This window comes from Nostoc sp. NMS8 (genome assembly GCF_017115045.1).
Classification (GTDB): domain Bacteria; phylum Cyanobacteriota; class Cyanobacteriia; order Cyanobacteriales; family Nostocaceae; genus Nostoc.
The window spans coordinates 44,717-57,435 of sequence record NZ_JABXKK010000100.1 but is presented as its reverse complement, the minus strand read 5'-3'; the positions used below and the strand labels follow the sequence as shown (position 1 = coordinate 57,435).

Here is a 12,719-nt window from a genome sequence, read left to right as displayed (position 1 = left end):
GGATGAGCCAGAAAACCCTCATGTAGAGACGCGATGAATCGCGTCTTAAAAACTGGTACGTTATACAGACGCGATAAATCACCGTCTCTACAGAAAGTATACTCGTCAATTATTCCTTGACAGACTACTATTTGCGACTTGTGTGTGCACCGTAGCCAATATATCGGAGAAGAATTGAGGTGAGGTAAACCAAGAACATAAATTGTATGTTATTTAATTCTTATTCCTTAGATAAGACCTTGAGGTTTTTGCTGGGGATTTGGTTTTTTGATTTGCGGTAATAAATCAATCTTAAGAATAGGTTTAATTGAGCGCTGTTGTTCTTGCCCCAGAATTTGAATTTCTCTCTCAATTGAATCTTTTCCTTGCCTAAAAAAGTCTTGATAATTATATGGAACCAAGTCACGGGATAAATGTTGAGCTTGTGCTGGGGTTAAACTAGGAACAGCTGGTTGAGCATTAGCAGAAGTCTGTATAGCTAGCAAAAAAGCTGTTGAAACCACCAAGGGTTTTATTTTTATACATCCGGTGGATATTAGGTTTAACATAATTGATACATCTGTTGCGTGAATCTTGCTTTAAACCATCTTGTATTGGTCTGGCTATAAGCAAAGTACACTTATTGGGTTGCTAATTACCTCCCACAAATGGGTGAATTAATTAATCAAACTATTAGTACAGCACAGGAAAAATCCAGCCACCATATCAATTCACTAGCCAAGTTGCTCAAGCAACTTCTTAAAACTAGGCAAACTTCCACCACTTGAAATTTCGATGAATATTGAGAGCGAGAAAATTGTACTAGATGCCAAAAATCTACTATTGAGCATCTAATGGTATTTTTGCCTTTTGAAACATCTGCTCGACCGTAAATTCCAGTCCCTCAAATAAACAATCTGTGAGTAATTCTTCTCCCATATAAGTTTGTGGTGCTGCATCTGGATAAAAAACAGTGATGCTTCTGGCTTTACTATCTAATACCCACACCCGCAGCACCTTAGCATCTAAATAGTCTTTAGCTTTAGCCGCCATTTGTCCAAAGGTTTGTCCCGGTGAAATAATTTCAATTACTAAATCAGGAGGAACAGAACATATTCCTTCTTGATCCCAATCAAGGGGTAAACGTTCATTAGAAATATATAAAATATCCGGTATTGGCATCCAATCTCGCCCTCGACGAGTTAATGCGACAGCTAATTCTGGGCAAACTTCTCCTTTTCCCTCACAGCATTGCTCAATTAAATTCAGAAGAGCGCGGGTAAGTTTAGAGTGAAATTTTTTTGGTGACATTTTAGGAATTGCTTGACCATCAATGAGTTCGTAGGTGATATCTCCCTCACCTGTTGGAAGATTTAAGAACTCTTGCAAGGTTAATTGATTCTTGGCTTGGAGTATCATGGCTCAATAATTCGTAATTTGTAATTGAAGAACATAGCAACTAATGTTTTATTCTGACTCCTGAATTCTTCTTTGGTCACATTCCCCGCAAAACTTGCCGAATAATATCCGATGGCACTTCATCGGTAACTGTTACTACACCAATCTCTGTTGGTAAAACAAACCGCACTTTCCCGGCTTTGACTTTCTTATCCAATTGCAAGGCCTCAATAATTGCTTCAATATCTACCCCAGTTGGTAATTGAGTTGGTAAACCCGCTTTTTGAATTAAAGCATTTTGACGTTCTGTGTCAAGATTTTGCCACATTCCCAATTCCACAGCAATTTGACCGGCTGCTACCATCCCAATAGCCACTGCTTCACCGTGATTTATTAGGCGATAACCAGTCAAACTTTCTACTGCATGACCGATAGTATGTCCATAGTTGAGAATCGCCCGTAATCCCCCTTCTTTCTCATCTTTGCTAACAACATCAGCTTTAGCTTGACAAGAGCGCGTTAATATGATGGTTATTAGCTCAGGTTTGACATAGCGGAGTTGGTCGAGGCGTTTACTTGCTTCCAACAGGGCAAACAATTCGGCATCCCAAATCACACCGTATTTAATCACTTCTGCCATTCCTGCACGAAACTCGCGCATAGGTAGAGTTTTTAACACATCTGCGTCAATCAGAACTAAGCGCGGTTGATGGAATGCCCCAATCAAGTTTTTGCCGTGGGGATGATTCACGCCAGTTTTGCCACCAATTGCCGAATCTACCATTGCTAAGAGAGTGGTAGGTACTTGGACAACATTAATGCCGCGTAGCCAAGTTGCAGCCGCAAAGCCAGTCATATCGCCAATTACACCTCCGCCCAAAGCCACCATAGTCGCAGAACGTTCTAGGCGGTTTTCTAAGGCAATATCGTAGAGTTTTTGGATGGAATTGAGGGTTTTGTAGCGTTCCCCAGGTGGTAGGGTGCAGCTAGCAACTTCAAATCCAGCAGATTTTAGGGATGCGATCGCTCTTTCGCCAAAATGTTTAAAAATCGTCGGATTAGAAACCAGCAATACCTTCTTGCCTAGCTTGAGACTAGCCATCTGTTGACCGAGTTGATCTAAACTTGAAGGTGCGATAGCAATCTCATAAGACTGCCCTGGTAGATTTACATTAATTACAGAAGTCATTGCCCAACCCCTAACAAGCGTTCGTGGGCTGTATTCTATCGCAATCTGGGGATTGGGGATTGGAGACTGGGGACTGGGGACAAGGATAATAACCTATGCCCAATGCCCAACAACTAATGATTCAATAGATTTAGGAAGTATTGTGGAGAAAAATAAATGTTTGCAATTGCAGCTTACATCGGCTTTTTAGCTTTGTTCTTTGGTTTGGCTGTCGGTCTGCTGTTCGGTCTGCGGACTGCCAAAATAATTTAACCGAGAATCTTTCTTGTGGGGTGGGCATCTTGCCTGCCCTCAGTTTACTAGGGACGGGCGAAATGCCCATCCCAGAAAAAGATATTTATCCTACAACAGCCGGACTTGCTATTTTCTCCTGTCTTTGGGAAGGCGATCGCATACCCAAACCAAGTAAGTTCAACATTTCTCGGTCAGTGTCGTAATCTGGACAGGGAGTTGTCACTGTTAACATCTTGTTGTCGTCGCTGGAAAAGATAGAATTGGCTCCTGCCATGAAGCAGAAAGCTTGCTCAACTTCAGAAAGTCTCGCCCTACCAGCACTAAGACGCACATCGGAAGCGGGCATTAAAATCCTGGCTGTGGCAATCATCCGCACAATATCCCAAATGGGGACATCAGGCTGATTTTCTAAGGGTGTGCCTGGTACTTGTGAAAGAATATTGATTGGTACGGACTCTGGATGCGGATGTAAGTTTGCCAGAGTTTGTAACATTCCAACACGGTCATCGACGGTTTCGCCCAAGCCCAGGATACCGCCAGAACATACAGTAACATTTGTCTGACGGATGTTTTCAATTGTGTTCAAGCGATCGCTATAAGTCCTTGTAGTAATAATTGTGCTGTAATATTCCTGCGAGGTATCTAAGTTATGGTTGTAGGCATAAAGTCCCGCTTCTTCCAATTTCCTGGCCTGATTGGCTGTCAACATACCCAGAGTGCAGCACACTTCTAAACCCATTGCGGTTACATCCTTGACCATTTCCAGGACTTCCTCAAATTGTGAGTTATCCCGAACTTCACGCCAAGCAGCACCCATGCAAATGCGACTAACACCAGTTTCTTTAGCTTTCTGGGCAATGTTAACTACAGTTTCCTTTTCTAGGAGTGCTTGCGCCTTTACCTCTGTCTTATAGCGAGAAGATTGGGCGCAGTAGCTACAATCTTCTGGACAACCCCCCGTTTTAATCGATATGAGTTTACAAACTTGTATTTTTGTTGGGTCATGATATTGGCGATGCACGCTAGCAGCTTGATAAATAAGCTCTAGCAATGGCGTGTTGTATATCGCCCGAATCTCTAATTCCTGCCAATCGTAGCGTATTCCCACCACATCACTATCCTTCTTGTAGACTGGGTTAATCAAGAGCTGTTTTTTGCTTGAATCTGCTGCGGTACAGCGTTTGGGCAAAGCGATTTTATCGAAGTTATGCCCTGCACTGTGCTTTATCACCCATTGGCTCTCAATCCTTCCGCTCTAGATATTAGACATCAGCTTATCAAGATTTTGGTGGAATGGCAGATTAAGAGCAAAAATACTCATGTATTGGGGATTTGGGATTTGGGATTGGGGGGACTTATGCAACTGGCGCATATATCTTTTGTTGGTCAACAGTCAACTGAGTGGCTTTAGGATAAAACAGGCGGATTTTGCCTGTATAGCCGCAAATTCTATTGCCTTGACTACTGCTAAACCGCAGGGTATGAGAGAATTTATAAATTTAGAGAATGTTATGGGAACAGATCCCGCCGATTAAGTAATTTATGATATCAGAACTGCCAATAATTACAAGCGATCGCCTATTATTACGAGCAGCCATCCATGAAGACATACCCCAAATTCTCAAATACTTCATTAACAATAAAACTTATCTCACTCCATTCTACCCTCTTTGGGCTGATGGTTTCTTCACTGAAGAATATTGGCAATATCAGATAGAGAATAGTTTTCTAGAATTTATCAATGGGCAATCGTTAAAACTATTTATTTTTACCAAAAAAAATCCCACCGTAGTTATTGGAACGGTCAATTTTAGTAATTTTGTTCGAGGAGCCGCTTATTTTTGCTATGTGGGATATAGCCTTGCTGAAAATAAACAAGGTAGAGGATATATGACAGAAGGGCTAAAATCTGCAACTCAATATCTCTTTCAGGAGTTAAATTTTCACCGAGTTATGGCTAATTATATGCCTCACAACCGACGCAGTGGCAACGTACTTAAAAGACTCGGTTTTGTTATTGAAGGATATGCTAGAGACTATTTATTAATTAATGGTCAATGGGAAGACCATATTTTGACAAGTCTTACAAATCCTAATTGGAAAGTACCTATATTTTAAACATCCTAAGTATAATTGTCAAAAATATTTGTTTTATTTCTCACACTATCTATACACAATATTTACTTATTTATAAATACTACTTTCTAATAAAAATTAGAAAGTTCTGTAAGATAACAAGACTTAAAATTAGCTAAAACCATTATTTTGAGTTTGTAATTATTGCCAAAGTTACAACTAGTGACAATAGGAAAATATTTAACCTGAAATCATTTTCATGTCTCGGTTGTGAACATTTACAAATTCATAGCAAATTCATAATAAATACACAACAAGTCCATAATCAAATGCAATAGTAAGATTTATTCACTACCTGGCTTATTTATCAAGGTTAGCTTTAGCCGATGTGTCCAATTTTATTAAATGACTGAGGAGTTTTTTCAAATGTCCATTAATTCTATAAAACCCTTTTCTGTATTTTCTGCTATCTTCGCTTTTGCTACCATTTTAAACGGAGTTGTCTTGGCAGCACCAGTTCCAAATTCAGCCACTACACCAGTCTTAAAAACTCAGACTAGTGCTGCATCACACCAGCCCATCAAACTCACAAAGCAACAACGCCTACAAATTCAACTGGCTCGCCAGCAAAGAGATAAGGATATTCAGGCTCTATTAAACCCATCCCAAGCTACTAAATTTAAAGCAGCGTTGCAATCACGTCAGAGAATCAGGATAGTGTTAAAATCTTTGGGTCTGAATCAAGAACAACAGAAACAGGTTCAATCCATTTTGCAAACTTATAACCTACAAGTGAAAAAAATTCTCTCTTCACAGGTATCACCAGCAACATCAAACTCAGTAGGAATTGCCGCACCAACATCACAACCAATTAACAAATAAAAAACTAAGTTTCATTTAATTAAGGTTAAGTTTCAGGAGACTGGCGGATTTGATGCAAACTTCGGTTAAGCCAGTCTTCATAGCAATCACAAAAACTCAGAGGTTGCTTTTGATATTAGTGTGATTCTGAACCAAAAAACTCAAATTTAGAGTCTAAAATTTCTAATTGAGTTAACTTTTTCTTTAATTGTAAAATTTTATTCATTATGCGCTCCAGATTTTGACGGTGGTGCTGCCATATTTTAGATATAAGTCGCTTTTTGCATCTATGCTGATGCTGAAGCCAGAGGTAGTATTAAAGGAAGAATGAATTAAGCTTTGCTCGTAATGACTCTGGCTGAAACCCCAAACTACAAGAATTCTAGCAATCCTTTTCTCACCCTCAACTACGAAAGCGCTTTAGAATCTCTAGGCGGCGACTACTATGATGAGGTTGCAGCGGCGGAATTTCCCCAACACTTCCTGCGTTGGCGTAATGATGAACTATTACCCCGTTTTGGTCTAGACCCCCAAGTAGTCAAAGACGAAGATTTCATCACAGCCTTTGGTCAATTTCAAGGGCGCAAACCCTTGTTGGCACTGCGTTACCACGGCTATCAATTTGGTGAATATAACGGACAATTGGGTGATGGTAGAGGCTTTCTCTACGGGCAAGTACGCGCCAATGATGGCCAATTGTACGATTTTGGCACTAAAGGTTCTGGGAGAACGCCCTACTCCCGTGGTGGCGATGGTATGCTGACGCTCAAAGGTGGGGTGCGAGAAGTTCTGGCTGCGGAAGCACTGCATTACTTGGGTGTACGTACTTCGCGCTGTCTGAGTATGATTGAAACAGGTTTACCACTCTGGCGGGGCGATGAACCTTCGCCTACCCGTTCATCTGTGATGATTAGAATGAGCAGTTCTCATATTCGGTTTGGCACTTTTGAGCGACTGCACTATTTCAAGCGTCCAGATTTAACTAAGAAACTGTTAGACCACGTAATTGAGCAGTATTATCGACACTTAAGTGCTGAAGAAGATAAATATGCCCTGTTTTACGCCGAATTAGTTAAACGGGTTGCAGAACTAGTAGCACAGTGGATGGCGGCTGGTTTTTGTCATGCAGTCCTGAATACCGATAATATGTCGATTACGGGAGAAAGTTTTGATTATGGCCCTTACGCATTTATCCCTACTTATAACCCATACTTTATAGCTGCATATTTTGATTATTCTGGGCGCTACTGTTATGGTAATCAACCAAGTATTTGCAAGTTGAATTTACAAATGCTCCAAGAAACTTTAAAGGCGATTATCGATAAAGGCGAAATGGAAGCTGCATTAGAAAGGTTTGATGAATATTATCAAGCTGAATACAGTTCTTTAATGTTGAAAAAGTTAGGTTTTTCAAAGTTGCCACATCCACAAGCTGCGGAACTGTTGAATCTAACGGTTGAATTTTTGAAAGATAGCCAAGTTGGTTATCACCAGTTTTTTTATGAGATGGCTCGTACTTTTTCATCGAAATGGCGAGATGAACCAGGTTTTGTAATGAATGGTTCCGATATTGTACCAGTACCGGGTGCGTCAGCAATTTTTGATGATTGGTGTATACTATACCATCAAATTTTGAATGATTTTGATAGTGACCGCATTGATGTAATTGCCCAAACTCTAGCTATTCATAATCCCGAAACGGTATTATTAAGACCAGTAATTGAATCTATTTGGGAATCAATTGCCCAGGAAGATAATTGGCAACCTTTTTATGATTTAGTCAAGGCAATTCAGTCTAGAAAATAGTTACTATGGGGCAAGGCTTGTAACGAAAATCATTTTTTTACTTTGCCCCTCTCCTTTATTGTCAATATAGCAATAAGCAAACTGATTTCCTTATGACTCTTGTAATTCAATACAGTTCAGTTAGCGTCAAAAACCGGAAACTGCGTAGTAGTCTGTCAAGTTTAAATTTATGGGTAAGCAAGTTCGTAGTCATGACATCAGTATAATCCTCATATAATAAGGCTTTTAAGCTAGTAATACTCCGCAAGAATCGCTGCCGGAACGCTGTTAGCAGATGGGACAATTTCAGAAAAAAGATTCAGACGATTAACCATAAGCACCGTTGGGAAGGAATCCTAAAAGTTGCTTCAATCTGTCGTCTGCTTCTTCATAGCAGTGACTAGGCATTTGATAATTCATAAAGGGTTCATACTTATGGCCAACCAGTCTCTTGGCGTAGGTAACTTGTGTGATGTAACGAGTGATAGAGGAAGAGTTTCTAGAGCCTCTATGCCATACCTGATTGTTAAAACAAACGGCAGAACCCATCGCTCCCAAGCAACTATAAATTCTGTCTTCATATCCGGAAATATCATCGTCGCATAACTTGCCAAATAGATGAGATTCTGGAATTACCTGAGTTGGGCCATTTTCTTCAAACAGTACATCCGTCAGGTAGTAATTAACAGTGAAAGCAAGAACATTCAGGCGAATGTTGGTTAAAGGTTTTCCATCAAGCGAAAGCACGTGGGGTGTATCGTCTTGATGCCATGCATTTTTAGCTAATCCGTCAGTTTTGGGAGGAATTTTAAATGAGTTATTGTGAATAACGTGAATTATATTAGCGTTGGGAATACCATCATGTATTGAGTAGCTGGTGCCATTGGCTCCACCAATTAAATGTTCTGCGAATGTAACGATTGGCTCTAAATCAAAAATATTCAGATTATGCTTAGAATGCTCGAACATTCGCTTCACTATCTTCTTTGATGTTTGATAATCTTTACCTTTAGTCTTTTTCAGGGTTTCATCTAAATCATTTCTTAGAAGCTCACATCGTTCTGGTGTTAACACATTCTCAATGACAAGAAAACCATTAGCATGAAAAGACTCAATCCATTCATTTAGTTGCTCTATAGTTGGCTTTTTACCAGTTAAGTATTCAGGCATTTTCTTCCTTTATTTTTAAAGACTAGTTGAAGGTTTCTACGAAATTGGTAAGACTATTTTTAGTAATACCATTATGGAAGATGGAAGTATTTGTTACGACAGTATTGGGTATTGAATACATAGATACTCATTCTTCTAGCTCAAAAACCGATTTTGTGAATTCAAAAACTAATTCGGTTGTCTCAAAACCTCAAACTTTCCCTACCTCTAACTAAATTGCTGGGCATAAAACCGCGCATAGCGATGTTCTAGGGCTAATAATTCTTCATGGGTTCCCGATTCGACAATTTGTCCTTGTTCGAGAACTAAAATACGATCGCACCTTCTAACTGTCGATAAACGGTGAGCAATAATAAATACTGTCCGTTTTTCCATCAATCTTTCCAGCGCTTCCTGTACCAACGCTTCTGACTCGGAATCTAATGCTGATGTCGCCTCATCAAGAATCAAGATTTGGGGATTGAGTAGAACAGCACGAGCGATCGCAATTCTTTGTCTTTGTCCACCTGATAAGTTTACCCCACGTTCGCCTACCCAAGTCTTGTAACCTTCTGGTAGCTGGCTAATAAACTGATGAGCATTAGCAATTTTTGCCGCCTCTTTAACTGCTTTGATGTCAAAAATATCTTGTCCAAAGGCGATATTTTGGGCAATCGTCCCCGAAAACATGATGGTTTCTTGAGGAACAATCCCAATTTGTCGCCGCAGACTATGCAACTTCACATCTCGAATATCAACACCGTCAATTAATATTTGACCAACTTCGGGATCGTAAAAACGGGGGAGGAGATTCACAAATGTGGTTTTCCCAGCACCAGAGGCACCCACAAGTGCGATCGCTTCACCTGGCGATACCAATAAGCTGATATCTTTTAATACAGGTTCACCCGGTTTATAGGCGAAGGAAATATGACGATATTCTACCTTGCCTTTGACTGGAGGGAGAGCGATCGCATTTGTCTTTTCAATCACCGTCGGTTGAATCGCCATCAATTCAAAAACGCGGTCAACAGATGCTTCACCCTGCTTAAATTCGTTGTAGTTGTTAGTAGTATGACCAATAGGATCGATTAACAGCGCCGCCGCCGCCAGATAACTGAAAAAATTCGCCACTGTCAAGTTACCTTGGGAGATTTGCCACGCTCCCACAATCAGCAACGATAAGGCACTTAAGGCTTCTAGAAACCCGATGATGGGAATCTGAATTGCTTTCAGGCGTTCGGCTGAGTATTTGGCTTTCAGACTGCGTTCTGCTTCATGGCCAAAACGGGCGATTTCGTAATTTTCGGCAGCAAAAGCCTGTACCAAACGAATACCGTTGAAAACTTCTGAAAGGATGGCTGATAAACCCGATACCCGATTTTGACTTTTTAAGGAATACTTGCGTAAGCGTTCCCCAAACCAGCCGACTAAAATACCCATTAGTGGCGCAACTATCACTGTTGCGAGTGTCAGTTGCCAATTTAGATAAATCATGTAAATCGGAATTGCTACCAACTGCAAAATACAGGGGATAAAGTCGTGAAATACTTTATTTACTACTTCGCCAACTCGGTCAACATCTTCCGTGAGGCGGTAAGATAAATCACCAGCTTTTGCAGTTTCAAAATAGCTGAGATTGAGCTTTTGCAGATGGGCATAGACTTGTTGGCGGAGATGAAAAGCAACTCGCAGAGCAGCTTTCGCCATGTACATATCTTGTATAGACTGAAACAAGCCTCTGACAAGAAATACTAAAGCACAGCTACCAGTTATTTGAGCGATCACTACTACATTACCTTGGGCAAAGGGAATTGCCAATTTCCCAGCGACATTGATCAACACTAATGTCGCCAGTACGTATCCCAAGATGCCAATAAGTCCCTTGGTGATGGTTTGCCACTGGAGTCGGATATAAGGCAGTAGTAGCCAGTAATTAGAACGCGTTTTCAAGCTCGAAAGTCCACAACGATATTTTACTTTGTTTGACGCTAACAGTTTTTGGTGAGTTTCTGAACACTTAACTAATTAGTTACAAACTGTTTTAGCGTTGATCCTAGAATTAATTACTTCATAAGATACTAGATAGTTCCATTAATTGCGGTGTGACAGTTCTAGGTGTGGAATCCCGGATTTAATCTTGTTTTGAATATCGCACCGCCCTCATCACCAACGCCGTCATAGGTAAAATAGACGTGCGCCAAGTCCCCATCCGCTAACCCCAGAACCCACCATGACACAGATCACCCTTTCCGATCTCCCCGAAACCATCCAAACCCTACTCAACCAAGCCCAAAAAACAGGCGAACCCCTCACTATTACCCAAAACGGTATCCCCTTCGCCATCATTTCCCCAATCAAGAAAAAATCCCTCCTGGAAACCCTTTCCACCCTTGAACCACTGGACGAAGACTTTGCCGACATGGACGAAGGATTATTACCCTTAGATGATATTGAGTTTTCAAAATGAGTTATTTATACTTGTTAGATACAAACATCATTTCCGGACTAATTAAAAACCCCAGAGGAGTGGTATTTTCAAAAATTAAAGATGTCGGAGAAGACAAAATTTGTACAAGTGTTATAGTAGCTTGTGAACCAAGATTTGGAGCTAGAAAGAAGAACTCCCAAAAGCTCATAGAAAAACTTCAAATAATTTTGGATAGTATTGAAATACTACCCCTAACTCATCCTGTAGAGCAATATTATGCAGAAATCCGCACTGATTTAGAACAACAAGGTGAACCGATTGGAGGTAATGACTTATTAATTGCTGCCCATTCTTTAACCCTTGGTCTAACTCTCGTTACCGCCAATACTCGTAAATTTTCCCGTGTTCCTAATTTAAAAATAGAAACCTGGCTCGAACCTCGCTAAAATCAGAAATATCTAAAAAATTGCCCTCTCCTCATAAGTAAGGAAAAGGCTGAATTAATCTTAAAATACTTCCTAATTTTTCGGTAAATTACGAATTACGAATTACGAATTACTTAATATCCGCCTTCTTCTTCGTATTCTGGCTGTCTTTCCTTGACTTTCTTAGGAATATTCACAGGCTTCGGCGCATCTTCCCAAGCATCGCCGTCTACGTCGTCATAATCGTCGTATTCGTCAACATAAGGCTTGCTATAAGGCTTGGCTTCATACTTTAGCGGCTGCGGTTGTTGATACCTGTCGTTGCCCGTTGCTTCGCTCCAGTTATCTTCTTCCTCGTCTTCTTCGTATTGAATAGACTCATACTGCCGCGCCTTCATTACCTGACGCTGTGGCCTTTCCTCTTCCACATAGTCTTCATTCCATTCTTCTTCCCGCGCTACGGGTTCTGGGGCGCGAACTTTTTGCCTGGGTGGCTGCAATGGCACTCCACTAGGCAGTTGATTGGGTGGTGCAATTGTACGTGGTGGAGTATAGCCGTATTCTTCTTCTGCATCGCGCTCCCACGGCGCTTTCCCGATACCCAAGCGCTCTAGTAAACCAACTGTCAACTGGTTTACCCGTTCTTCGGCTCCCTCAAACACAATCAACCGATTGGGGCCAGTGCTGACAATTTCATCTACTGAGAACTCATAAGTACTCACAAATTGATCGGGAATTTGGGGCAATCCTAAAGAAGCAATAACTATAGATTCAAGCTTCCCGTTTTCGCCGTTGAACTTGAAGCCCCGAACTTTGCCTAATACTTCACCTGTTTCTGTGATTACTTCCCAGTTAATCAGATTACTGAGAGATTCAACTTCGATATCTTCAATGACATCTTCGTTATCAACCAAGATCACATCACCAATCTGGCTGATGTTGTTGAGGTACATATAGCGCGGTATGCCCGAAATGGAGATCAGGCTGTCTCGCAAACCAAGAGCCACAACCTCTCTTTGATCGATATCAACCCAGACTTGACTGATGATGCCTAGCCGCTTGCCGTTGTCGCGGGTAATCACCTGGGTATTTAATATGTCGGAACGCCTAATTATCTGTTCAGAGGTCATTCTATACCGAGTCCTGATCTCGAATCCGGTTTGGTTTATCTATACACTATTATTAACAAAAA

At 40.8% G+C, this 12,719-nt stretch carries 13 protein-coding genes; 6 read left to right on the top strand and 7 right to left on the bottom strand.

Annotated features, from left to right (window positions below; all coding sequences use genetic code 11):
* Positions 1-227: 227 nt before the first annotated feature.
* From HWQ39_RS25255 to aroB, 3 genes are all read right to left on the bottom strand, one after another.
* Positions 228-548, bottom strand: coding sequence for a hypothetical protein (locus HWQ39_RS25255; RefSeq protein ID WP_292851224.1), 321 nt, complete (start codon positions 546-548; stop codon positions 228-230).
* A gap of 271 nt (positions 549-819) precedes the next feature.
* Positions 820-1,398, bottom strand: coding sequence for a Uma2 family endonuclease (locus tag HWQ39_RS25250; RefSeq protein ID WP_292851221.1), 579 nt, complete (start codon positions 1,396-1,398; stop codon positions 820-822).
* Between the two features lie 76 nt (positions 1,399-1,474).
* Entirely contained in the window at positions 1,475-2,566 is a 1,092-nt protein-coding gene (gene aroB, locus HWQ39_RS25245; protein WP_292851218.1) for a 3-dehydroquinate synthase, read from the bottom strand.
* Between the two features lie 156 nt (positions 2,567-2,722).
* Between aroB and petL the strand changes: the two genes are divergently transcribed.
* Positions 2,723-2,818 (top strand): cytochrome b6-f complex subunit PetL, encoded by a 96-nt coding sequence (gene petL / locus HWQ39_RS25240; RefSeq protein ID WP_109007553.1) that lies wholly within the window; start codon positions 2,723-2,725, stop codon positions 2,816-2,818.
* Positions 2,819-2,903: 85 nt separating this feature from the next.
* Here petL and bioB read toward each other — a convergent pair whose 3' ends face one another.
* Positions 2,904-3,911 carry a biotin synthase BioB gene (gene bioB, locus HWQ39_RS25235; protein ID WP_292851442.1) on the bottom strand — a complete coding sequence of 336 codons (1,008 nt, stop codon included), beginning with the start codon at positions 3,909-3,911 and terminating at the stop codon, positions 2,904-2,906.
* A 431-nt stretch (positions 3,912-4,342) separates the two neighbouring features.
* On the opposite strand from bioB, the gene HWQ39_RS25230 reads away from it, so the two are divergent.
* The 3 genes from HWQ39_RS25230 to HWQ39_RS25220 all read left to right on the top strand — a co-directional run bounded on the left by HWQ39_RS25230 (position 4,343) and on the right by HWQ39_RS25220 (position 7,543).
* Entirely contained in the window at positions 4,343-4,918 is a 576-nt protein-coding gene (locus HWQ39_RS25230; protein ID WP_292851215.1) for a GNAT family N-acetyltransferase, read from the top strand.
* A 384-nt stretch (positions 4,919-5,302) separates the two neighbouring features.
* Positions 5,303-5,758, top strand: coding sequence for a hypothetical protein (locus HWQ39_RS25225; protein ID WP_292851213.1), 456 nt, complete (start codon positions 5,303-5,305; stop codon positions 5,756-5,758).
* A 327-nt stretch (positions 5,759-6,085) separates the two neighbouring features.
* Positions 6,086-7,543 carry a YdiU family protein gene (locus HWQ39_RS25220; protein WP_292851210.1) on the top strand — a complete coding sequence of 486 codons (1,458 nt, stop codon included), beginning with the start codon at positions 6,086-6,088 and terminating at the stop codon, positions 7,541-7,543.
* Between the two features lie 306 nt (positions 7,544-7,849).
* On the opposite strand, the gene HWQ39_RS25215 is transcribed toward HWQ39_RS25220, so the two are convergent.
* Both HWQ39_RS25215 and HWQ39_RS25210 read right to left on the bottom strand, forming a co-directional pair.
* Positions 7,850-8,692 carry a phytanoyl-CoA dioxygenase family protein gene (locus HWQ39_RS25215; protein WP_292851207.1) on the bottom strand — a complete coding sequence of 281 codons (843 nt, stop codon included), beginning with the start codon at positions 8,690-8,692 and terminating at the stop codon, positions 7,850-7,852.
* 207 nt (positions 8,693-8,899) lie between these two features.
* Positions 8,900-10,624 carry an ABC transporter ATP-binding protein gene (locus HWQ39_RS25210; protein WP_292851204.1) on the bottom strand — a complete coding sequence of 575 codons (1,725 nt, stop codon included), beginning with the start codon at positions 10,622-10,624 and terminating at the stop codon, positions 8,900-8,902.
* 280 nt (positions 10,625-10,904) lie between these two features.
* On the opposite strand from HWQ39_RS25210, the gene HWQ39_RS25205 reads away from it, so the two are divergent.
* Positions 10,905-11,141: a type II toxin-antitoxin system Phd/YefM family antitoxin gene (locus HWQ39_RS25205; RefSeq protein ID WP_292851201.1), complete on the top strand. Its 237-nt coding sequence runs from the start codon at positions 10,905-10,907 to the stop codon at positions 11,139-11,141.
* Positions 11,138-11,548: a type II toxin-antitoxin system VapC family toxin gene (locus tag HWQ39_RS25200; protein ID WP_292851198.1), complete on the top strand. Its 411-nt coding sequence runs from the start codon at positions 11,138-11,140 to the stop codon at positions 11,546-11,548. Before HWQ39_RS25205 ends, HWQ39_RS25200 begins: the two co-directional genes overlap by 4 nt.
* 113 nt (positions 11,549-11,661) lie before the next feature.
* Here HWQ39_RS25200 and HWQ39_RS25195 read toward each other — a convergent pair whose 3' ends face one another.
* Positions 11,662-12,657 carry a PRC-barrel domain-containing protein gene (locus HWQ39_RS25195; RefSeq protein WP_292851195.1) on the bottom strand — a complete coding sequence of 332 codons (996 nt, stop codon included), beginning with the start codon at positions 12,655-12,657 and terminating at the stop codon, positions 11,662-11,664.
* Positions 12,658-12,719 lie beyond the last annotated feature (62 nt).